At 50.5% G+C, this 22,378-nt stretch carries 22 protein-coding genes and 1 tRNA gene; 9 read left to right on the top strand and 14 right to left on the bottom strand.

Features of this window, described 5'->3' with window-relative positions:
• The 3 genes from H6F93_RS25015 to H6F93_RS25025 form a co-directional block, all read right to left on the bottom strand.
• Complete coding sequence (locus H6F93_RS25015) at positions 1–2,676, bottom strand: GAF domain-containing protein (protein WP_190686862.1); 2,676 nt, start codon at positions 2,674–2,676, stop codon at positions 1–3.
• Between the two features lie 331 nt (positions 2,677–3,007).
• Positions 3,008–4,141, bottom strand: a complete 1,134-nt coding sequence (locus H6F93_RS25020) for a glycosyltransferase (protein ID WP_190686865.1) — start codon at positions 4,139–4,141, stop codon at positions 3,008–3,010.
• Positions 4,142–4,412: 271 nt separating this feature from the next.
• Complete coding sequence (locus H6F93_RS25025; protein ID WP_190642644.1) at positions 4,413–5,564, bottom strand: NAD-dependent epimerase/dehydratase family protein; 1,152 nt, start codon at positions 5,562–5,564, stop codon at positions 4,413–4,415.
• A 291-nt stretch (positions 5,565–5,855) separates the two neighbouring features.
• On the opposite strand from H6F93_RS25025, the gene H6F93_RS25030 reads away from it, so the two are divergent.
• The 4 genes from H6F93_RS25030 (at position 5,856) to H6F93_RS25045 (ending at position 8,735) form a co-directional block, all read left to right on the top strand.
• The gene (locus H6F93_RS25030) at positions 5,856–6,773 is read left to right on the top strand and encodes an NAD(P)-dependent oxidoreductase (RefSeq protein ID WP_190686870.1); all 918 of its coding nucleotides are present in this window, start codon (positions 5,856–5,858) and stop codon (positions 6,771–6,773) included.
• 16 nt (positions 6,774–6,789) lie between these two features.
• Entirely contained in the window at positions 6,790–7,596 is an 807-nt protein-coding gene (locus H6F93_RS25035) for an AraC family transcriptional regulator (RefSeq protein ID WP_190686875.1), read from the top strand.
• An 87-nt stretch (positions 7,597–7,683) separates the two neighbouring features.
• Positions 7,684–8,427, top strand: coding sequence for an AzlC family ABC transporter permease (locus H6F93_RS25040; protein ID WP_190686876.1), 744 nt, complete (start codon positions 7,684–7,686; stop codon positions 8,425–8,427).
• A complete protein-coding gene (locus H6F93_RS25045) occupies positions 8,424–8,735 on the top strand; it encodes an AzlD domain-containing protein (protein ID WP_190686879.1) in 312 nt (103 codons plus the stop codon). Before H6F93_RS25040 ends, H6F93_RS25045 begins: the two co-directional genes overlap by 4 nt.
• Before the next feature lie 24 nt (positions 8,736–8,759).
• On the opposite strand, the gene H6F93_RS25050 is transcribed toward H6F93_RS25045, so the two are convergent.
• The 5 genes from H6F93_RS25050 to H6F93_RS35930 all read right to left on the bottom strand — a co-directional run bounded on the left by H6F93_RS25050 (position 8,760) and on the right by H6F93_RS35930 (position 12,093).
• Positions 8,760–9,203 carry a type II toxin-antitoxin system VapC family toxin gene (locus H6F93_RS25050; protein WP_190686881.1) on the bottom strand — a complete coding sequence of 148 codons (444 nt, stop codon included), beginning with the start codon at positions 9,201–9,203 and terminating at the stop codon, positions 8,760–8,762.
• 12 nt (positions 9,204–9,215) lie between these two features.
• Positions 9,216–9,476 carry a hypothetical protein gene (locus tag H6F93_RS25055; RefSeq protein WP_190686884.1) on the bottom strand — a complete coding sequence of 87 codons (261 nt, stop codon included), beginning with the start codon at positions 9,474–9,476 and terminating at the stop codon, positions 9,216–9,218.
• Positions 9,477–9,736: 260 nt separating this feature from the next.
• Positions 9,737–10,327 carry a chromophore lyase CpcT/CpeT gene (locus tag H6F93_RS25060; RefSeq protein WP_190686887.1) on the bottom strand — a complete coding sequence of 197 codons (591 nt, stop codon included), beginning with the start codon at positions 10,325–10,327 and terminating at the stop codon, positions 9,737–9,739.
• Positions 10,328–10,391: 64 nt separating this feature from the next.
• Complete coding sequence (locus H6F93_RS35925; protein ID WP_190686889.1) at positions 10,392–11,132, bottom strand: ABC transporter permease subunit; 741 nt, start codon at positions 11,130–11,132, stop codon at positions 10,392–10,394.
• A gap of 124 nt (positions 11,133–11,256) precedes the next feature.
• Entirely contained in the window at positions 11,257–12,093 is an 837-nt protein-coding gene (locus H6F93_RS35930) for a basic amino acid ABC transporter substrate-binding protein (RefSeq protein WP_190686892.1), read from the bottom strand.
• 281 nt (positions 12,094–12,374) lie between these two features.
• On the opposite strand from H6F93_RS35930, the gene H6F93_RS25075 reads away from it, so the two are divergent.
• Positions 12,375–13,145, top strand: coding sequence for an amino acid ABC transporter ATP-binding protein (locus tag H6F93_RS25075; RefSeq protein WP_190642651.1), 771 nt, complete (start codon positions 12,375–12,377; stop codon positions 13,143–13,145).
• 29 nt (positions 13,146–13,174) lie between these two features.
• Here H6F93_RS25075 and H6F93_RS25080 read toward each other — a convergent pair whose 3' ends face one another.
• Together H6F93_RS25080 and H6F93_RS25085 are read right to left on the bottom strand one after the other, a co-directional pair.
• On the bottom strand, positions 13,175–13,921 hold the full coding sequence (locus H6F93_RS25080) for a Uma2 family endonuclease (RefSeq protein ID WP_190686894.1): 747 nt from the start codon (positions 13,919–13,921) through the stop codon (positions 13,175–13,177).
• Positions 13,922–14,003: 82 nt separating this feature from the next.
• Complete coding sequence (locus H6F93_RS25085; RefSeq protein ID WP_190686895.1) at positions 14,004–15,710, bottom strand: transglutaminase domain-containing protein; 1,707 nt, start codon at positions 15,708–15,710, stop codon at positions 14,004–14,006.
• Between the two features lie 126 nt (positions 15,711–15,836).
• Here H6F93_RS25085 and bioF point away from each other — a divergent pair, with 126 nt between their 5' ends.
• Positions 15,837–17,021 (top strand): 8-amino-7-oxononanoate synthase, encoded by a 1,185-nt coding sequence (gene bioF / locus H6F93_RS25090; protein ID WP_190686896.1) that lies wholly within the window; start codon positions 15,837–15,839, stop codon positions 17,019–17,021.
• Positions 17,022–17,118: 97 nt separating this feature from the next.
• On the opposite strand, the gene H6F93_RS25095 is transcribed toward bioF, so the two are convergent.
• Positions 17,119–17,706 (bottom strand): general stress protein, encoded by a 588-nt coding sequence (locus H6F93_RS25095; RefSeq protein WP_190642655.1) that lies wholly within the window; start codon positions 17,704–17,706, stop codon positions 17,119–17,121.
• Between the two features lie 200 nt (positions 17,707–17,906).
• Positions 17,907–18,215 carry a TMEM14 family protein gene (locus H6F93_RS25100; protein ID WP_190686904.1) on the bottom strand — a complete coding sequence of 103 codons (309 nt, stop codon included), beginning with the start codon at positions 18,213–18,215 and terminating at the stop codon, positions 17,907–17,909.
• 80 nt (positions 18,216–18,295) lie between these two features.
• On the opposite strand from H6F93_RS25100, the gene H6F93_RS25105 reads away from it, so the two are divergent.
• Entirely contained in the window at positions 18,296–19,609 is a 1,314-nt protein-coding gene (locus H6F93_RS25105) for an ATP-binding protein (RefSeq protein WP_190642657.1), read from the top strand.
• A 4-nt stretch (positions 19,610–19,613) separates the two neighbouring features.
• On the opposite strand, the gene H6F93_RS25110 is transcribed toward H6F93_RS25105, so the two are convergent.
• A tRNA-Arg gene (locus H6F93_RS25110) sits at positions 19,614–19,686 on the bottom strand.
• Between the two features lie 37 nt (positions 19,687–19,723).
• Between H6F93_RS25110 and H6F93_RS25115 the strand changes: the two genes are divergently transcribed.
• Positions 19,724–20,197, top strand: coding sequence for a low molecular weight protein-tyrosine-phosphatase (locus tag H6F93_RS25115; RefSeq protein ID WP_190642658.1), 474 nt, complete (start codon positions 19,724–19,726; stop codon positions 20,195–20,197).
• A 37-nt stretch (positions 20,198–20,234) separates the two neighbouring features.
• Here H6F93_RS25115 and H6F93_RS25120 read toward each other — a convergent pair whose 3' ends face one another.
• Positions 20,235–20,900: a response regulator transcription factor gene (locus tag H6F93_RS25120; protein ID WP_190642659.1), complete on the bottom strand. Its 666-nt coding sequence runs from the start codon at positions 20,898–20,900 to the stop codon at positions 20,235–20,237.
• A gap of 382 nt (positions 20,901–21,282) precedes the next feature.
• Here H6F93_RS25120 and H6F93_RS25125 point away from each other — a divergent pair, with 382 nt between their 5' ends.
• A complete protein-coding gene (locus H6F93_RS25125) occupies positions 21,283–22,359 on the top strand; it encodes a Gfo/Idh/MocA family oxidoreductase (protein WP_190686908.1) in 1,077 nt (358 codons plus the stop codon).
• Positions 22,360–22,378 lie beyond the last annotated feature (19 nt).

The following is a 22,378-nucleotide window of genomic DNA, read 5'->3' on the forward strand; positions in this document are numbered from 1 at the left end:
CTACTTTTCGGTGAGATCCCAAACGCCACTCCAGTCTTCAGGCGGCGGAGTGACCATCCAGTGGTGACAGCGCTTGACGTGCAGGTCGGCCGCTTTATCTTGGTGGTCTAGCTCTTCCAAAATTGTGCCAAATGCGGCGATCGCTTTGACAAACTTGCGCTCAAGATAATATTCTCGCCCCTGCTGATAGAGTTCGATCCTGCGTTGGTCTAACTCTGAGATGGGTTCCGATCGCAGTCCCACTAGCTCGTAAATGCTGACGGGCTTGTTTTTACCCTTCACCCGAATCCGGTCTAACTCTCTCACCCACACCTGATCGGCGCAGGGCTGGTAGGTCGTTTCACTGATGATAATGTCACAGCCATATTGCTTGCTTGCTCCTTCCAGGCGCGATCCCAGGTTCACCCCGTCGCCAATTGCGGTAAATTCCATCTTGCGGCTGGAGCCAATGTTGCCGCTGATTACATTGTCAGTGTTGATACCAATGCCGATGTTGATCGCGGGTTTGCTGTCTGCCTCGCGCTTCTGATTCAATGCTTCTAGCCGATGCCGCATATCGATCGCTGTTTGTACGGCTAACCAGGCGTGATTTTCTAGCGGCAAGGGGGAGCCAAACACGGCCATAATTGCATCGCCGATGTACTTGTCGAGGGTGCCTTTATGCTTAAATACCGCATCGACCATCGACTCAAAGTATTCGTTGAGCATGACAACCAGTTCTTCGGCTTCCATGCTTTCGGCGATCGAGGTAAAGCTACGAATGTCTGAAAATAGGATAGAAACCTCTTTGCGATCTCCCCCTAGTTTCGGGTCATCCAGCCTGAGCAGTTCCTCTGCTAACTCCTGGGTCATGTAGCGATACATGGTGTTCTTTAGCCGCTTTTCGTCACTGATGTCATCCATCACGACCAGTGCGCCATACACATGAGTATCGTCTGCCACATCAGCAATCGAGTTGATCGACAGGTGAACGCTGTGCTGCTCGACTTCCGATGAGATCAGAGTTTGGTCAGGGTAGTACTGCTGTCGATTCTTACTACCCGCGCCTTTTAACGCAGCAACGAACCACTTGGAGAAATCCCCTTCCTTAATTTTGATCAGTTCGGTGATCGGTCGCCCTTCAATTTTTTCCTGCTCGTCCAGTCCGAGCAATCGCTTGGCGCTTTCGTTGGCAGCGATCACCTCCCCATCTTTGTTAGTTGAGAAGACGGCATTAGAGAGCGATCGCAAAATGTCTCGCTGCATCTGTTCTTGCTGCTTTACAGTGGCAAACAGCTTGGCATTTTGCAGCGCCACACCCGCCTGGATGTTAAACGCCTGCATAAATTCCTGGTCGCTGCGGTTAAAGCTAGACTTCCAGCACTCTGGTGCTCTGGGCCAATCTTCTGGATTGTATTCAGTAAATTCGCCCTGTTTCTTTTTGTTGACTAGTTGCGTGACGCCGATTAGCTCACCATCTGCGTTGAAAATGGGCATACATAGCAGGCTGCAGGTACGGTAGCCGTTGGTCGGGTCTAGCTTTTTGGCGTTGTCTGCATCTGGATGTTCGTACAGATCAAAGGGAATGTTTAACGGCTCACGGGTTTCTGCAACTTTACCTGCAAAACCAACGCCGACGGGTACCCGCAGTTCTTTGAGCGAGCCATCTGGCATCGGAATTTTTGTCCACAGGTCGTTCCGATCCTGATCGAGTAGCCATAGCGTACTGCGATCGGCGTTCATCAGTTCCTTTGCCTCTTCCATCACCCGTGCCAGGGTCGCATCCAGATCAAGGCTGCTCTGACTCAGCGATCGCGTTGCTTTCATCAGCGCTGTCGCGGCTCGCTGTCTTTGCGTTGCCAAATAAAAGGAACGAGAGCTTTCTAGAATCAGGCGAATTGATGGCGAAAATTCACTGAACAAGTCCTGATCTTTTTCTGTGAAGCCCTGTCGATTTACCCGCTCAGACAATGGATCTCCAGGATCATTCGGAAAATTGAGCTTGTTAATTAGCTGTACGACAGCTACCAATCCGCCATTCTCGCTCAACAGTGGCAAGGTCAGCATGGTGTAAGTGCGATATCCCGTCTTTTTGTCCTGCTTTTGGGCAAAAGCTGAGCGGGGATCATCGTAAAAGTCGAAGGGGATGTTGATTGGCTGTTTGAAGGTCGCCACTTCGCCCGCAATCCCCTGGTCAGCAGGAATGCGTAGCTCTAAGGAACCGCCTCCAGCATTTTCGGCAACGATTGACCAGAGTTCGTTTTTGTCTTCGTCCAAGAGATAAATCGTGGTGCGATCGGCCCCCAGCAACTCGCCTGTCTTGAGGGTGATCGACTGAAGCATTTCGTTCAGAATGGCATCGAAACCCTGGCTATCTAGCACAGAGTCGAGCATCGACAAGGTCTGGTTGACGACGCGCAGCTTTTGCTCAACATCCGTCACAACCTGCCTAAACGTATCCTGGGTTAGAGGAGCCAGAAAAGCTGAGAAATTGCCGTGGTTAGTAGCAAGAGCCCCACCTGGCTCAGTTTTGCGGGGTACGTTTAGGTTTAAGTCGTCGGTGCTGTGAACCACGTCAACTTCAATGTCACCCATTGAGTTAAAGTAGGCTCCCCCATCTTCGGAGACGTGAGGATACACATCAATCACAGCGTCAGCATGGTCCCGATCGGGCCGGCGTGGGGATGAAGCTGTCATAGGTACCTATGAAAATTTGTAAAGATTGGAAGTTGGAAGAAAGCTTCAGCCGCCAAATATCAGCAACCGTTCCTGTTAATCCCTGTTTAACCTGTACTCCGACTTCCGCAAAATCTGGGGTTAGCGCAGGTAAGGCAATAGTCTAACAGCTTTCTGACGACTCCAAGGCGCAAGCCAAGTCGGTTAATTCCATTCTTCCCAACCTGGATATAGCATAGCTAATATCTAGAATTGTCTCCTGAGATAAAAGTGGCGATCGCTCCCTTTATGAAGGCATTTTAAGTTTTTGGTGCGCCTTTTTGAAGGGACCTACGAAAACTAAATGACAACCCTACGCTGCCGTGGGCATGGAGTGTGGTGTCAGCACCACTTGGTAGAAATCTTGAAGCTGACGGGTCGCAGCCGTCCAGCTCCAGCGTTCTGCCTCCTGGCGGGCGTTTTGGCGCAATGTTTCGCGTTCGGTTTGTTGGTTGAGCAGGCGTTGAGTAGCGGCGATCGCCCCCTGTTCGTCATAGGAATCAAACAAATAGCCGTTGACACCGTCCGTTACGATATCGGGAATGCCACCTGAGTTGGCTGCAACCACCGGACAGCCTGCCGCCATTGCCTCAAGCAGTACCAGTCCCAATGTTTCGGTGCGCGACGGAAACACAAAGGCATCCGCAGAGGCAAAGGCGGTTGCTAAATCTGCGCCAGTCAGGTACCCGACAAAGTGAGTCGGCGTGCCAGCAAAATACTGTTCTAATTCCTGGCGGTGCGGTCCATCACCCACTAGAGCCAGTCGAGCATTTGGGATCGATTCCAGGACGGGTCTGATTTTGTCGATTTCTTTTTCCGCCGAGAGCCGTCCAACATAGAGCAACAACGGGTTATCAGGGTTTCCCTGACTGAGGCGCGATCGCATCTCTTGGCTCGCCAAACCGGGATGAAATAGCTCCGTATCTACTCCCCGTTGCCACACAGCTAAGCGCTCAATCCCATGGGCATCCAGCTCTTCCTGCATGGCAGTTGAGGTGCAGAGGTTGATCTGTGCCTGATTATGCGCCACTTTCAGCAGTTCCCACATCATGCCTTCCAGCATTCCCAAGCCGTAATGCTCTAGATATTTAGGCAAGTGGGTGTGATAAGACGCAACTAGCGGCACTTTAAAGATTTTGCTGTAGTACAGTCCTGCCAATCCTAAAACGGCAGGATTCACTACATGAATTAAATCGGGCTTGAACCCTTCTAGCACTTGACCAATGGAGGGACGTGGCAGCGCCAGCTTTAGCTCTGGGTAAAGCGGTAAGGGAAACCCCGGCACCCCATAAATTCTGGCTCCCTTATATTCAGTCAATCCACCATCGGGAGAAATTACTAAAACTTCGTCACCCAATCGCTGCAACTGTTCAACGGTATGGCTGAGGCGGGTGACAATGCCGTCAACTTTGGGCAAAAAAGTTTCGGTAAATAGGGCAATTCGCATAGAGAATGTTCGGGATTGGGGGGTGGGGGTTCGGGATTGGGGGTGGTTTTCTCGTTCCCATGCTTACTTGGGAACATCAGCGTAGAGACTCTGCCTCTTCTACAGGGCACAGTCAAGTTGGCAAGAACTTATTAGAACGGAATGCAAAATCGATCACGCTCCGTCCTGACAAGAGTTTGAACCTAATGTCACTGGCTAGGGATTAAGATCTCCGACTTCTCAAAGAAGTCGGAGATCTGACATAACATACAGCTCGGCCGGATCGACTGAGTTAACCCTTCCACTTGACTTTGGGCAGGATTTGCTTCTCGTCTACGCGATGCTTGTACTGAACGCTGAAGTTGAGCAAGGAGTCGAGCAGCGAGTCAGACAGGTAGTGGGGCTGTAAGCCGAGGTCAAGCAGGTTGGTGTTCTTAGCGTTGAAGTAGTGTTCTTCTAACTCAACGCGAGGGTTGTCGAGGTGCTTGACTTCAACGCTCAAACCGAGAGAGCTTCCAGCTTTCTCGACCATTTGCGCCAAGTCGCCAATGCTAAACATTTCGGTGAACTGGTTAAAGACGCGGAACTTTCCTGGGTCGGCGGGGTTAGCGATCGCCAATTCCACACACCGCACCGTATCGCGAATGTCCAGGAAGGCGCGAGTTTGACCGCCGCTGCCATAAACCGTCAGCGGATGCCCGATCGCTGCCTGAATGCAGAAACGGTTCAGCGCTGTACCAAACACACCGTCGTAATCGAGGCGGTTGATCAGCAATTCATCCATGCCCGTCTCTTCTGTTAGCACCCCATAGACTACGCCCTGGTTTAGGTCAGTAGCTCGTAGACCCCAGATTTTGCAAGCAAAGTGAATGTTGTGAGAGTCGTGAACTTTGCTCAAGTGATAGAACGAACCGGGCTGCTTAGGATAGGGAAGTGTGTCCTTACGGCCGTTGTGCTCGATCGTGATGTAACCTTCTTCAATGTCGATGTTAGGCGTACCATATTCGCCCATCGTGCCTAACTTCACCAGATGGCAATCGGGGAAGCTTTCACGCATAACGTAGAGCAGGTTCAGCGTCCCAACTACATTATTAACTTGCGTCAAGACGGCATGTTCACGATCGATCATGGAGAAGGGAGCCGATCGCTGTTCGCCAAAATGCACCACCGCTTCGGGTTCAAACTGGTGCATTGCTTTGCTAAGAAATTCGTAATTGGTAATGTCGCCAACAAAAAGGTCGATCGATTTACCAGTTAAATCTTTCCAGCGCTGGAGGCGTTGCTGGATGGGAGCAATCGGGGTCAGAGTCTCGACACAAAGCTCTAAATCCCAGTGTCGGCGCACCATGTTGTCCAGGATGCCGACTTCGTATCCTCGGTTTGAAAGGTAAAGTGCGGTAGCCCACCCGCAATAGCCGTCGCCGCCAATGACTAGGACTTTCATCTTGCCATATCCTGTTTGCTGATACTCGCTCAAATCTATCAGGTTTGGGTACCTTCTAGACGATTGAGGCTGAACTGTTCGCCTAAAAACTTCTATTAAAATTAGCTGTCAAACTACTCGAAGCCCCTGACAGCAATATCTTTTAGCCTTTTCACCTAAGCTCTGACCTAGTCTTCGCGGATAGGTGAATGGGACAAAAGTAAATCGCAGCGGGGACATTCTAATGAAGGATGTAAATTGGGTCGATCGCCTCTATCCTGAGAGCGATTAGAGTGTTTCAGGAATGGGCGAATGAGCAAAGATATCGGCTCTAAAACAATCGGCTTTGTTGGACTAGGCAATATGGGGCTGCCAATGGCGACGAATCTGCTTGCAGCGGGTTATTCGCTGCGGGTATATAACCGCACTCTAGAGAAGGGGCGATCGCTAGCTGAGCAAGGCGCAACTTTGGTGAATACACCCGCTGAAGTTGTAGCACCCGAAACCATCGTCATCACGATGCTCGCTAACGACCAGGTACTAGAGGAAGCTGTGCTGGGAGAAAACGGGATTCTAGAAAAGCTCAGCCCTGGCAGCATTCACCTATCCATGAGTACCATTTCACCCGCAACCGCTCAGCACTTAGCAGCACAACACGAGCAGCAAGGGGTGCATTACCTGGCAGCACCCGTATTTGGTCGCCCTGATGCCGCTGCTGCCAAAAAGCTGTGGATTTGCGTCTCAGGAAACCCCGCTGCTAAAGCGGAAGTTGCGCCCGTGCTAGATGCTTTGGGACAGGGTGTATTTGACTTTGGCGAAACGCCGGAAGCCGCAAATATCGTTAAAGTGACTGGCAATTTCCTGATTGTTTCAGCGATCGAAGCGATGGCTGAAGCATTTACCCTGGCAGAAAAAAACGGTATCGATCGCACTCAGGTCGCCGAACTTTTTGGCAAAACGCTGTTTGCTTGCCCGATCTACCAAAACTACGGTCGCATGATTGCCCAACAGCAATATGAACCTGCTGGATTCAAGCTTTCCCTCGGTCTAAAAGATGTCACCCTGGCCCTGCAAACTGCCAGAACTAGCCAAATGCCCATGCCCCTCGCCAGCTTGCTTCACGATCGCCTGATGGCTGCTGTTGCCAAAGGCAAAGGCGACCTCGACTGGACTGGACTCGCTTCAGAAATGTCTGAACAAGCCGGAATACCCCCAATCCCTAATCCTTAAACCCCCAACTCCCGCCATGAAAGAACAAGTCAAATTCTGGCGATCGCCTCAATTCGCCGATTTAGAACTCCTTCATGCCCGATTTATTACTCATTCCTTTTGTCGTCATACCCATGACACCTACGCGATCGGCGTGATTCAGCAGGGGGCAGAGGAATTTGATTATCGAGGTGCTACCCACGTTGCAACGGCAGGTAGCGTTGCGTTGATTAATCCGGGAGAACCGCACGACGGGCACGCTGCAACTGAGGGAGGCTGGATGTATCGAATGCTATATCCCGATGTCAGCATTCTGCGGGAAGCAATGGCTGATTCCTGGCGATCGCCCGACATTCCCTATTTCCCTCAGCCTGTGATTCAGGATGAATACCTGAAGGGGTTACTTTTGCGGTTGCACGTCACCTTGGAGAAATCTACTTGTCAGCTAGAGCAAGATTCGCGCATGGTGTGGACGATGGCGCAATTGATTGCCCGTCATGCAGGCGATCGCCCCACTCTTAAAGCAGCAGGGAAAGAATCTCAACCGATTCGGCTGGTGCAAAATTACCTGGAAGCACACTACGCCGAAAATTCATCGTTAGAAGAACTGGCGGCGATCGCCAACCTCAGTCCTTTTTACCTGCTCCGTACCTTTCGCAAACAGGTTGGTCTACCACCGCACGGCTATCTCAATCAGGTGCGTTTGCATCGTGCCAAACGGCTGCTAGTTCAGGGCAAGCCGATTTCTGACGTAGCTCAGGAGACAGGCTTTGCTGACCAGAGCCATCTGACGCGACAGTTTAAGCGAATGACTGGGGTGACTCCAGGGCAGTATCAGCGGTAAGGAGGGCAATTTTCTTCAAGACTGGGAGGAGCGATCGCCAATAAATTAGGAAGCATCAGGGTTTTACTCCCTGGAGGTGATTGACCCATGCTTCAACAAACAAATCGCTCAACCTTCTTTGCAGAATTCTTTAACGGCATGAACCGCGCTCTGGGAGTTGTGGCCGGTTTCTTGCCGATCGCCATGAGCTATGGCGCAATTTCAGTCCAGTCAGGATTGTCTCCGCTCTCTACCGTGGGGATGTCTGTCTGGGTCTACGCAGGTGCTTCCCAATTTGCGGCAGTTGAAGGCGTAAGGCAAAATCTGTCTGGTGTCAGCATTCTACTCACGATGCTGATCATCAATCTGCGCCACATTCCCATGAGCCTGTCAGCGCACAACATTTACAAACGGTTTAGCTGGGGGCAGCAGTGGCTTCTGTCTCTAGGGCTGATTGATGAAACCTTTGCTCTAGAGATGACAGACGAGCCGCGTCCCTTCGCCTATTACCTAGGGATGCACCTATGCTGCTGGGCTTCTTGGATCACGGGTTCCTGGCTGGGCTGTCAGGTGGGAATGCAATTACCCGAACAGTGGCTTCAGTTTGCATTGCCCGGACTATTCCTTTGCTTGTTAGTCGGTAACCTGCGAAGTTCTGCTAGCACTGCACCCCGCGATCGCTGGCAGCAAGAAATCAGTATTGTTTTGGGCGTAGGAATTGCCCTGGTTCTAATTACTCAGCAGTTTGGATCGATCGGTCTTTTGATGTCAATTTTGGCGATCGCCATCCTATCCTCCCTGCTCCCAGGCTTAAACCACAAGGAAAAGCTGAATCCTAAGGAGAAAGTATGAATATCTGGTGGGTAATCTTCTTGGCTGGAATTGGCACCTATCTAATGCGAAGTGCAGGCGTTTGGCTACCACCCCAACTCTTTCAAGCACGTTGGCTGAATCATTTGCCGCTAGCGGTAATTCTAGTACTCACAATCAGCAGCATGGTCAGCCTGAGCGGTTCAACGATAGAAACTTTGGCAACTGTTGCAGCAGGTGTGGTGGTGGCGATCGCTAGTTTCAAAAAGGTTCCACTCATTTTCTGTGTGGCGATCGGATGTGGAGTATGGGGGGCGATCGTTTCCCTAAATCTCAGTTCAACGCTCTAATTGAAGGTTCCTTTATGGCAGAGGCTACAGCCACGATTCTAGGGAGAAAGGCTGTGCTTGCTGAATTCGGATAAAATCGCTGTCAGCAGACACAACGACAAGGTTATGCTGGATTGCTGTTGCCGCAATCCAGAGATCGTGATCGTCAAAGCCTAAATCTCCAGCGCTTGTACTTCGACGTTTGCTTTTATCTTTGGGCGCAAACTGATTAAAAACTGCTGTTTTCAGCTGGCTGTACAGAATGGCAGTCTCTTCATCAATGAAGTACAAATCAACATTCGCCAGAAAAGCTTGAACTGCTACAAAGTTTTGAGCCTTTCGCTCTAATTTTTCGGCCATGTATAGCAGTTCGCCATAAGTAATGATGCTAATGCCAATTTCACTAGTAAAACGAGAACGCAATGCATCAGCGACTATGGAATTGTTATTGATGATGTAGCTGCAATGATTGGTATCTAGAAGATACATGACATGAAGTGATTAAAACTGAGCTTTGGATCGAGTTTCCTCAACAAAGCAAAGGCTTTCCTCTAGATCGTCACCTTGCCAAGTTCCTGCAAACTTCAATAAATCAACTGCTTTACCTCCTCGTTTAATTGGAGGCATCCGACGAAGTGCACGATGACTAATACTATTTCTGCTCTCAAGTGAATCTAGAAATTCACTGACCAACGAAAGTTGCTCAGGTGGTAGTTGAGCTAATTGCTGTTCAATTTTCTGGAGTAATTCTAAATCAGTCATCACCACCTCATTGTTGTTTGTACATGCTGCTGTTATTTGTGCACAGTTTCAAAACCTTTAGATGTTAAGGGATATCATTGCCCTCGCTCATGTTTTACCAATTTTTCTGCATCAAGGGTCCTTAATGCATATGCCTGTTCTTTGAGTTTACAAAATCTTTGTAGCCTGCTCGAAGGTCTGTGCTGTGGTTACAGCAAGTCTAATGAGGGCGATCGCCTCATCCGTTCAGGTAGGGAAGATGTTATTCGCCCTACAGGGCTTCAGACTTTTACTTCGTCTGCAAAATTTGCGACTCGCACAAACTCAAATGGGCCTGCGACCGAACCCCAGATATGCTCATCGGTTTCTGGGTCGCGTCCACGGTCTTGGCTGATAAAGCGCTGGTCATCGATTTCAAATTCGCTGTCGAGGTAGGTGGTTTTTCCTTTTCGCACGACCATGCAGGCTTTGCCTGGTTCAACATGCCCTTTGAAGCTGTGCCCTGTCCAGTCCACGATCATATTGCAGCCAGGAAGTTTTTCCAGACGGTCAGGACTGATTTGCTGCAAGCGCTTCAGGTCGCGGGATGCGCCGTAAAAGTCTTGCTCATTGTGAACGGTGTAGTTTTCAACTTCAATGCGATCGCCCTGTACCAGCAGCTTCAATACCCGTAGCCGATAGGGGTCATTCAGCATGTAGTCATAGGCTTGCTCAACAAAAAAGCTGACTCCAGACAAAAACTCTAGCGGTAGCGGACGCATACAGACGCGAATGTGAGCAAAAAAGGGCGGATTTTCAAACGCCTGTGCTTGATTGCTAAAGTCTGCTGCCATCCAGCGGGCTAGTGCAGCGATGTCGGTAGAGTGCGTCATAACCTCTGTGCGATCGGAACATTACTCCATTTTAGAGGACTCTGAACGCAGCAACTTACGCAGCCTACGACAAATGATCTCCGCTGGCTGAAACTGGATTAAGTGGCGGTGCAGCTTTTGCTCTGGCTCGTTCTACGGGGTTCATCCATCGCTCTAGCCAGCTAAATGCCTGGGAGGACAGCAGCGTCAACACTAGGTAAATCAGTGCAATGCCAGTCCAAATTTCAAACGCACGATAATTTTGCGCCACGACCAGTTGACCACGACGAACCAGTTCCTCAAAGCCAATGGTTGAAACCAAACTGGTATCTTTGAGAAGTGTGATGAATTCGTTGCCTAAAGGAGGAATCATGCGGCGCAGAGCTTGCGGAAAGATGATATAGCGCATGGTTTGAACCGGTCCTAAACCGAGTGATTGCGAGGCTTCTCGCTGCCCTAACTCAATAGATTGGATTCCTGCCCTTACAATTTCCGCAATATAGGCAGCGCTGTTAAGGCTAAGTGCGGTTACTGCGGCGGTTAAAGGGCTAAAGGAAAATTGCGTGTTGGCTAAGTTGATGACTAAAGCTGGCAGACCAAAGTAAATCATGAAGAGCTGCACTAGCAGGGGCGTACCTCTGAAGAAGTCTACGTAAGCCCTTGCAGCAAAACTAATAATAGGCGATGCAGAGAGTCGGGCGATGCCAATCAGTGAACCGCCAACCATACCTAGCACAACAGACAGAGCAGTAAGCTGTAAGGTTACTACTGCGCCGCGCAGCAGGTTTGGTAGAGCATTCAGGATAATTTCTAGAAATTGAAGCACAGTGGGGGTTCCATTAAGTGCGTGAGTAAGGTGTAGGTTGAATTGAGGGTACGAAACCCAACAAGAGTAAAAGATAAAAGCTGTGTTGGGTTCCGCTTTGCTGCACCCAACCTACAGATTGAGGCTATTCTAGTGGGGCTTCTTCGGGTAGTTCGGGTGGAGCTTCACCAAACCATTTTTGGTAGATCTCCTCGTAAGTACCGTCTTCCAGGATGGTAGCTAGACCAGAGTTGATCGCTTCGGCATTGGGTGAGCCTTTGGGCAGTGCAATGCCGTAAAACTCCTCGGTGACCAGTTCCCCTACGACTTTTACACCGCCGATGTTGCCGGTTTGAATTGCGTAGAGTGTAACCGGAGCGTCGTTGATCACAGCATCAGCATTGCCGTTTGCTAGCTCTTGCAGGGCGAGTGGGGCTGAGTCAAAGGTGCTAACGGTCGCTCCCTCGATTTCTGCTGCTTGGTCTGCGCCTGTTGTGCCGATTTGTACCGCAATTCGTTTGCCTTCCAGGTTTTCTAGGGAGGTCACGTCGGTGTTGTCCTCCGGAACGGCGATCGCCAACCCTGCCTTAAAGTAGGGGCGAGAAAAATCGACGGTTTGTGCCCGTTCTGCGGTGATGGTCATGGAGCTGATTGCAGCATCCACGGTTCCGGCTTGCAGAGCGGGAATGATGCCATCAAACGGAAGCGCCTGAAACTCGACGGTGAATCCGGCAGCTTCTCCGATCGCATTCATCAAGTCAATGTCGAATCCTTCATAGCCGCCACCTTCAGCCTGAGATTCAAAGGGCGGAAAGGCTGGCTCTGTGGCAACGGTTAGCGTTGTGGCAGCGGCTTCTGAACTACCCCCTTCTGTCGCTTCGGGAGCCTCTTCCCCATTTGGGCCACAGGCAGCAATCATGAAAACGCAAACTAAGCCAATGGCAAACTGGCGTAAAAAACGAGATCGAGTGAATTTGAACATGCGAGCAATCTTCATACAAACATTCTTCTCCCTTAAACCTTCACACCAAGACAGATAGCAGTCTTAGACTTTTAGCATTCAAATTCAAGACTAAACGGGCATTAGGAACCGCAAGGTGAAGAATTATCTACAATTCACACTGCGATCGCCTAATTCTACAAACTAAAAACTAGCGTGTTGGTAGTCATTCCATCTATCTAGCAACGCTAAGTGTGTTAGCAACTATTAAGGGTGAGAGCAACTTTAGAATCACTCCCTCATCAGAAGACTTCTAAATCCAGATGAAAGATAACAATAGCGCTGCCCCAGCAATTATTTTTGAGCAAGTAGAGAAAAGATTTGGTGCACTGCAAGTCTTAAATGGCATCAGTGGCTATATCAACCCAGGTGAGGTCGTTGCCGTGATCGGGTCGTCGGGCTGTGGCAAAAGCACCCTGCTGCGCTGCTTTAACCGACTTGAGGCAATCAATGGCGGGCGGCTAATCGTCAATGGCATTGATTTATCGCACCCTGATCTCAGTACGGGGAAGCTGAAGCAGCTTCGAGCCAATGTGGGAATGGTGTTTCAACAGTTCAATCTGTTTCCCCACATGACGGTGCTAGACAACCTGACTCTAGCTCCGCGCAAGGTGCTCAATCAGCCTGCTAAGGAAAGCTCAAGGCTGGCGCGGTTTTATCTGGATAAGGTGGGGCTGTCAGAAAAGGCAGAGGCTTACCCTGACCAGCTCTCTGGTGGGCAAAAGCAGCGGGTGGCGATCGCCCGTGCCCTCTGTATGAAGCCGCAAGTTATGCTGTTTGACGAACCCACTAGCGCCCTCGACCCAGAATTGGTAGGCGAGGTGCTAACTGTCATGCAGCAGTTGGCTGAAGAGGGCATGACAATGGTGATTGTCACCCACGAGATGCAGTTTGCGCGTGAGGTCGCCCATCGGGTGCTGTTTTTGAATAAGGGCTTTGTAGAGGAAGAAGGTGCTGCCCGGCAGGTGTTGACCTACCCGAAGAGCGAGCGTCTTCAAGTATTTCTTAGTCGCATGAATTTTGCCAAAACTTGAAAGAATGAATTCACAAGATTCACTAAAAGCTACGGTTGATTAGGATCAATCCCAAGCGATCGCAACCGTTCTGCCAGGATTGCTGCTTGCTGCTGAGCAGCTTCCCGCTGCTGGCGTTCTTGTTCTAGCTGCGCCGAAGTTTGCTCTAACTGCGCTGAAGTCTGCTCGAATTGAACGACTGCCTGTGCTGCTGCCTCTTCAGGCGTTGGCACTTTTTCCCCTTCTAGCGTGAAGTAGCGTAGCTGGTTTGCCTCAACTCCTAAAAACAAACCCAGTTCTTCGCTCCAACGCCATCCATGATGAGTGGGGGCGATCGCCTGATATTCATGTCCGTTTAGCCGAAACCCTTCAAACTCGAAAGTTTCTGGCGAGAACCAGAAATATTCAGGAGTGCGAAACCGGTCCTGATAGAGAACTTTCTTCAAATTGCGATCAACTGTAGCGGTCGAGTTCGAGAGCAGTTCAATGATCAGGTTGGGATATTTGCCATCTTCCTCCCACACTACCCAGGCGTTACGAGGTCGCTTCTCAGTCTGTTTCACCAAAAAGAAATCCGGGCCTCGAAAGTCCCGGTTCTTGAGTTGCTGTCGACTGAAGTAGATTGTCAGGTTAGCCCCAATGAAGAAATCGTTTTGGTCACGCCACAGCCATTCCAGACAGGTAACTAGCAGCAAAAGCTGCATATAGTGAAGCGAACTCTCCATTTCCGGCTCATCACTCAAAAGCTGACTGGCATCTGGCATCAGTTTTTCTAGTTCCTGGGCAGTTAGAGCCATTAAGTCCCTCAACGTTGCAGATGTGCTTTTATTACGGCGGCAAGGATTGGATTAGTACATGGGTTTTAGTTTGATTCAGAGATCAGGTGGGAGGAGGCAGTTCTCCCAAAATGGTGAAGCGAATGTGGTTGATTGCCAGGTCGCCGATTGACAGGTCAAAGCTGGCATCTGGAGTCTTTAAAGTCTCAAAGGGAATGCCTTTGGCAATCTCAGCGTGATACCAGGGCAGACCCATGAAAAAGCGTGTAGGGTAAGGACCGCCTTCGATCACATCATCCACGTTGGATTCCATCGGTAGCCAGCCAAAACCAGGAACGTAAAACTCAAGCCAGACGTGGTTAAAGTCAGGCTGCAGAGGCACTCCTTGGCGATCGGCGGGTTGTGGACATTTGTAGCGACCAACCGTTCGGCAGGCGATGCCATTGATTCGGGCTAGCGCTAACAGCAAGCCAACATATTCACCGCAAGAGCCAACACCGCGTTCCAAAGCTACGTCGGGGGTGTCGATGTGCGGCTTGATGCCGTAGGAAAGGCGATCGTAAACGTAGTTGCGGACTTTCAGAATTTTACGCAGCAGGTTGGTTTCGGTGCCGATCGCCTCTTGTGCAGCGGCTTGAATGACGGGCGTATCCATCGCCAACTCATCATCATCCACCAGATAGCGCGACTGAAACTCAGCCGATAGCGCCGGAGTCCGGTCAACGTCATCAAAGGTAAAGCGATATTTGATTCCACGGACTTCTAGCAGTGCTTTCCAGCCAAACAGTCGCCCCTCGTCAGGTTGTAACGAATCGAATTTGAACACAGCAACCCGCTGTCCTTCCTGGATTTCTTCCTGAAAGGGCATTCCAATCGGTTCAACCCGCTTTACGGTCTGGCGTGGTGTGTCTGCGGGCAGGGCAATCCGCCACTCTAAACCGTTAACCTGCACTTCCTCTAGCGGCAGCAGTTCTTCGATGTAAGACATTTCGATCAAGTAGCCATTTGACAGAGCGTAATGCTGGTCTTTGTCAACGTGGAAATGCAGCGGGTGAATAAAGGTGCGATCGCGAAAGCTAAGCTGATAAGGATCTTCGGAGTTGGGGTCATCCCGAATGTATGCCTCTTCCCCAGCGTAGGCAACATAGAGAATTGTTTCCTGGGTTTGAGAATCGGTGTGAAAGGCAATTCCAGAAGGGGAGTCAAACGGAGTGAGAATGCTGAAGTTGACTTCTCCAGTGGCTCGATCCATGCAGTAAACCGTTTGCTCGGTGCGATCGCACACCCACAGTTCTTCATCCCGCACAGACAGGTTTTCAGCGCCCACACCGGGGGCAGCAAACCGCGTGATTTGCTGTCCGGTTCGACGGTCAAAAATGAGAATGTAGCCGGACTTTTGACAAGCGACATACACCGTAGACTGCCACACCGCTACGCCATCTGCTGGATAGGGCAAGGTGGCAAAATGCTTGGGCGTAGGGTCAGCTAGCGTACACGAAAAGACATCGTGATCTCGGGTAAACCAGATTGTGTCTTCCCACACAGCCAGACCTGCCGCATCAAGAAAATCTTGCACGTTGTGGGGGTTAAGGACTGTGGTATTGTCGCTGGCGGGATCGACCTTGACCAAATAGCCTCGCACTGCATCAACCGCAATCAGGTCATCTCCCATTGCAGCTAGACCATGCAGGGCATAAACCCCGATGGGCCTAATCGTTCGATGTTGTGGCGAAAATCGAGACGGCAAGGCGATCGGTTCAGGGGGGGAGTTGGGCTTCAGTTGCTCAGATTGGGTAGAGTCAAGCAGCATAATAGGCGAGCGGTGGTAGGGCGATGGGGTGAAATCCTTCTCATCATAAACAAAACTCTTGGACTGCTAATGTATTGAGGCAAGCAGGTTTGGCAGGATGAGAGATGAGAAGATGAGGGATAAAGGATGAGGGATGAGGCAAGTCCTTATGCTTGGATTGGGCAAGCGATGCAGACGATCCGACGGGCAAATTGGTATCGCGCTGTCAGGACGGTAGAGGGGCGATCGGGTGCAGTTGTCAGGCTAGATGGACGCAAGGTCTTGAATTTTGCCAGTAACGACTACTTGGGACTGGCGGCAGATGAGCGGCTGATTCGGGCGGCGATCGCTGCGACTCAGGAGTTTGGCACGGGCAGTACAGGTTCTCGCTTAATCACCGGACATCGATCATTGCATCGACAGTTAGAAGGAGCGATCGCCAAGCTAAAGCAAACCGAAGACGCGCTAGTGTTTAGCTCTGGCTATCTGGCAAACCTGGGAACAATCGCTGCTCTAGTAGGGCAACGGGACTTGATTTTATCGGACGAATACAACCACTCTAGCTTGAAAAACGGGGCAGTTCTCAGCAAGGCAACGGTGCTGGAATATGCTCATAGTGACCTGGCAGATTTGCAGACGAAGCTGGCTCAGCAGCGCGATCGCTTTCGACGTTGCCTGATCATCACCGATAGCGTTTTTAGCATGGATGGCGATCTGTGTCCGCTGCCAGAGTTGTTAAATCTGGTAGACCAGTTTGGCTGTATGGTGCTGGTCGATGAGGCTCACGCGACGGGCGTTTTGGGGGAAACAGGGGCGGGCTGTGTCGAGCACTTTGGTTGCACTGGGCGATCGCTGATTCAGGTAGGCACCTTGAGCAAGGCGTTGGGGAGCCTGGGCGGGTATGTGACGGGCAGTGCAGAACTGATTGACTTTTTGCGAAACCGATCGCCCGGATGGATCTACACTACTGGGCTGTCTCCCGCTGATACTGCTGCTGCGCTAGAGGCGATCGCTATCATTCAGCAAGAGCCAGTACGCCGTCAGCAGCTTTGGCAAAACGTTCACCAGCTTCAGCAACAGATCCACGGTTGTTCAGATAACGCTTTCTCCAATCGCTTCAAACTGATTCCCAGTGAGTCACCCATTCTTTGCCTACAGGTATCCGATGCAGAAAAGGCGATCGCCATTGGTCAGCATCTTCAAGAGCAGGGCATTTTTGCCGCCGCTATCCGCCCACCCACTGTACCTACTAGCCGCATTCGCATCACCGTCATGGCAACGCATCAGCCTTCTCAGATTCAGCGGCTTGTAGAAGCGCTGTTTTCTAACTAGAGATCATCAGAAGGACCAGGATCGAGAAAACAAAAGCAGATAAGGGCACCGACAAAAGGTGCCCCAACCTATTGGCTATTATCCGACGCACCCAATACTAGAAGCGTCCTGGCGTTGGGCTACTGATACCCGCAGCAGGGTTGCCAACAGCTCCCGGAATGCCATAAAAGTCCCAATCCCGAATTCCTCGATTGTTCAAAATCGCTTCGGCAGTGCGGACATCGTCTGACGAACCTTCCAGAACTAAAACGTAGTCTCCCTGTTCGAGGCGATCGCCGTAGTACTGCGCCCGATCTTCGGGAACTCCCCAACCAATCAACGCACCAACCAAACTGCCCCCTGCGGCACCAATTCCACTGCCCAGCAGAGTATTAGCTAGCACAATACCGACTTCAGCAGCAGGTCCAACTCCGGGAATTGCCAAAACTCCCAATCCACCAATTAAGCCCAGCAGTCCACCAGTGGCGGAACCTGCAACAGCTCCTGCTCCGGCTCCGCCTTTCACCTGCTCTTCCTTCGGATTCATGTCAGCATCAGATATTTGATCTTTGCCCTTTGCATTACGAGCAATGATCGAAACCCGATCCATGTTGAAACCTGCATCTCTTAGCTCTTGTAGAGCCATTTCTGCATCTTGACGACTGGAGAAGACTCCAATAGCACGTCCGTATTGACCAATAGTCATAACTTTCTCCTTCTGCCTAGCAGGTTTTAACCTGCATTCAGTAAGCTGTGTTTCGTGCTTTTGCGTACAGCTCTATTGTTCTCACTGTGCTCTAGATCTTCATCAGCCCACAGGGATAAGGGAATATCGGCCAATAGTGAGGAAGGATGGAGGATGAGAAAGTAAGAGATGAAGAGCTATGACCAGACGGCCATCACTCCCTACAAGTTTTGCAGAATGGGAATGAATGCTACGGCTCCAGCAATGATCATGAGTCCAGCAGGCATGAATTTACGCGTTTTGGATAGCCGCACTGCAAAAACGATGATGAGTGCAACCGTCACGATCGCCGCTAGCCATAGCCCTCCACTAATTCCCGTTAGGGACAAGATGCCAGCCAAAATCAGCAGTGCGCCGCTGACGCTACCCGAAATAAGAGAAGTTTTGCTCTGCGCCTGAACGTAGCCGATGATGCCGCCCACGATAGAAAGGATGCCGTAAGCGATCGCTGCCACAATAGCTAAATTCATAGGTTCTTGGATTTTTTGGATTTTAAGGATTTAGGGGTTAAATTCTAGCGGAGTAACACGCGCCCATTTACAGTAATGAAATGGATGCCCAAGTCACTCACCCAATTCAATTTCTTCAGCGGCAAGCCGCTTCTTTGCTAATTTACCAGTCTGTCCTTAGCAGCGAAGTTGGAGTAGCTTTTCTTAACCTGCTGCAAGCTTTGCGACAGCCTGACTCCGACGGCATAAACTGTCTTCGAGCCTATGGCGATTGGTTTAATGCTCTGGCGATTCAGCGGCAAAGCTGGCAAGATCACCTGTTGACGCAGCTCCTCCGGGCTGAAAATCCCTTTAGCCAGCAGGCTCAGCGAACCGATTTAGCTAGCTTGCCGCCACCCTTACTGGCGGCTGCCCAGCACGATTTACAGGTTTTGCAACATCTCTATGCCTGTAGTGGTCAGCAACTTAGCCAGTGGGTACAGGCAGCAGCAGCACTGCCCGTTGCCCCAACAGCCTGGAATCAAACTCGCACGGGACATCCTCAGGCGGGGTTAGGAGGCATTCGCAAGTTACCGCTGTGGGTCAAGCTAGAAGGCATTGAAGATTGGTCAGGCGTGCTGGAAGATTTAGCTGCCTATTACCGCAAAGCTGGAGCCGGACTGTTTTCTGAATATCGCGCCGCGCGTTGGCAGTTTGGCAAGCTCACAGGAATTCCCTGTCCCGACCTGGTGCGACTCAAGGAATTGACGGGCTACGAAGCGCAGCAGGAGGCGTTAATTAAGAACACAGAAGCGCTGCTGGCGGGCTATCCAGCGCTGCATGTGTTGCTCTATGGCAGTCGCGGCTCGGGCAAATCGTCGCTGGTAAAGGCGATGTTGACTCGCTATGCAGAGCAGGGCTTGCGGCTAATTGAGGTAGCAAAGGCTGACCTTCAAGATTTGCCTGCCATTGTGGATCAGTTGCGAGGAGTGCCACAAAAGTTCATTATCTTTGTAGACGATTTGTCCTTTGAGGAAGATGAAGACGCTTATAAAGCGCTTAAAGTCGTTCTCGAAGGAAATCTGACGGCTCGCCCGCAGAATATGGTAGTCTACGCCACTTCTAATCGACGGCATTTGATTCGCGAGTTTTTTGGCGATCGCCCCCGCCCTAGCGACGCAGACGAAATTCACAACTGGGATACGGTGCAGGAAAAGCTTTCGTTTAGCGATCGCTTTGGCTTAACGCTCACCTTTGAACCTGCAGATCAAAAGACCTATCTGGCGATCGTGCATCACCTGGCAAGTTTGGCAGAAATTCCCTTGACAGCCCAGGAACTGGAATATCAGGCGCTGCAATGGGCAACCCGTCACAATGGGCGATCGGGTCGCACTGCCCGCCAGTTCATTGACTTTCTACGTGCGAATCTCTTGTAAAGTACGAGCATGGAGGGATTCGAACCCCCGACCCTCAGGACCGGAACCTGATGCTCTATCCACTGAGCTACATGCCCTTAAACCTGAAGCGAGTATAGCATTTATAGGATTTTCATGCCTTACAAGTTACTATTTGTTTGCCTGGGAAATATTTGCCGCTCTCCTTCTGCCGAAAACATCATGGATCATCTGATTCAGCAGGAAGGATTGAGTGACCAGATTGTCTGCGACTCGGCTGGCACCTCTAGCTACCACATTGGCAGCCCACCCGATCGCCGCATGTCCGCTGCTGCCAACAAACGCGGTATCACCCTCACCGGTCAAGCTCGTCAATTTCATCCTGAAGATTTCGAGAAATTTGACCTGATCTTGGCGATGGACAAAGAAAATCGTCGCGACATCTTAACGCTCGACCTCAAAGAACAATATGGCGACAAGGTTAAGCTGATGTGCGACTTTTGCCGCCATCATCCCGATCAGGAAGTTCCCGATCCTTACTACGGCGGCACTGAAGGTTTCAATTATGTGATCAATTTGCTGCTGGATGCCTGTGAGGGGCTACTGGAGAAGGTAAAGGATGAGATATGAAGCGGTTCATTTCCCGTCCTTCATTCGTCCTTCATCTCTACTCCACCAAGTGATGCTCCATCGCAAACCGTACTAGCTCGGCTCGATTGTTAGTTTCGGTTTTGCGGAGCAGGCTACTCACATATTTTTCGACAGTGCGCGAACTCAGGTGAAGGCGATCGCCAATTTGAGAGTTAGAAAGCCCATCCGTTAGCAGATCTAGCACTTCCCATTCGCGGGGAGTGAGATCGAGGGCAATGGCGATCGCACTTGACTTAGGTTGTTCGTTGGGTAGATGTGGACTTTCGGCTTCTGTGGTGGGCGGTCGCATTCGCCAATCTAGCTGAATCATCTGCACCCGCTCCAGCAAGTTACGAATCACGGCTCCCAATTCTTCTAAATCAAAAGGCTTCGGCAAATAGGCATCACAGCCAAGCTGATAGCCTAGAATTCGCTCTTGAGTATTGGTGCGAGCGGTCAAAAAAATCACAGGCAATAGCCGAAACGCTGGCTGTCGGCGCACCTGTCTTACTAATTCATAGCCATCCATCTGCGGCATTGTGATATCTGTCACAATCAGATGGGGCTGATATTGATCGACCATAGCCAAAGCCTTTCGACCATCCTCAGCCGAAACAACTAAATATCCAGAAAGTTCGAGGTAGTCACTGATTGACAAACGAGTGCCAGGATCATCATCAGCAACAAGGATGGTCAGGGGCATGAGGTGCAGACAAATACATAATCACTCTTAGCCTAAGCCAAGATCGTCCTACGCGATTGCCAGAGGGACGACTTTTCTAAATCATTACACCAGATCAAGCAGAATATGACGTCAAGAGGATCGCTATCTACCTCTTCAGAGTAACGCATCCCCTCAATCTCAATTGCGTCACAAACAGAAAAGCGTAGCCAGGAAGAAAACTGACACATTTTTAGTAAAGCAAAGTCAGTCACGTTGCACAATAAATGGAAGCACCGTATTCGATTTAAACCAAACTTCGGAATTCTTTATATAAAGACCATCGTGATACTATCTGGTTGGTCTGACGACTGCACAGCAGTCACTTTTTCGGCGTGATTTCATGGTGTAGGAGACAACAGGAGTGCAAGAGAGTACCTCTGTGGGGTGTGCCAGTTCCCACTTACAGCGCAGCCAACCTGAGCCCATTCGGGTTGGTGTGATCGGAGTCGGCAGCATGGGACAAAAGCATACTAGAGTTCTCAGTCTGCTAAAAGATGTCGAGCTTGTAGGTGTCTCAGATGTAAACGTTGAGCGAGGTCTAGATACTGCTAGCAAATATCGCGCCCGCTTTTTTGAAGACTATCGCGAGTTACTCAAACATGTTGATGCGGTTTGCATTGCCGTTCCAACGCTGTTGCACCACGTCGTAGGACTGGCCTGCCTTCATGCAGGCGTGCATGTACTCATCGAAAAACCGATCGCCGCCAGCATTGCTGAAGCCGAATCACTCGTCAACGCTGCTGCGGAATCACACTGTATTTTGCAGGTTGGTCACATAGAGCGCTTTAACCCTGCTTTTCAGGAACTCAGCAAAGTGCTGAATACTGAAGAATTGCTGGCATTAGAGGCTCATCGCATGAGCCCTTATTCTGACCGAGCCAACGATGTTTCGGTCGTGCTAGATCTGATGATTCATGATATTGATCTGCTGCTAGAGCTAGCAGGTGCGCCCATCGCCAAGCTGACAGCTAGTGGCAGTCGAGCCGCAGATTCAGGCTATCTAGATTATGTGACTGCTACCTTGGGCTTTGCTAATGGCATCGTTGCAACCCTAACGGCTAGCAAGGTAACGCATCGAAAGATTCGCCGCATTGCCGCTCACTGCAAAAATTCTTTGACTGAGGCAGATTTTCTCAACAATGAAATCCTGATCCACCGCCAAACGACCGCAAATTGCCTGACGGACTATGGGCAGGTGCTTTATCGGCAGGATGGGTTGATCGAAAAAGTTTACACCAGCAATATTGAACCGCTTCATGCTGAGCTAGAGCATTTTGTCCACTGTGTTCGAGGGGGAAACCAACCTTCGGTAGGAGGGGAACAAGCCCTTAAAGCTTTGCGCCTGGCTAGCCAAATTGAACAAATGGCAATGGATGGGCAAGTGTGGGAACACTGCGACATTAATCTCAGTACCAATGCTACTGTGAAAATTTCGTAGCCTGCTCAAAACACATTTT

Source organism: Leptolyngbya sp. FACHB-671, from assembly GCF_014695745.1.
Classification (GTDB): Bacteria; Cyanobacteriota; Cyanobacteriia; order Elainellales; family Elainellaceae; genus JAAUTN01.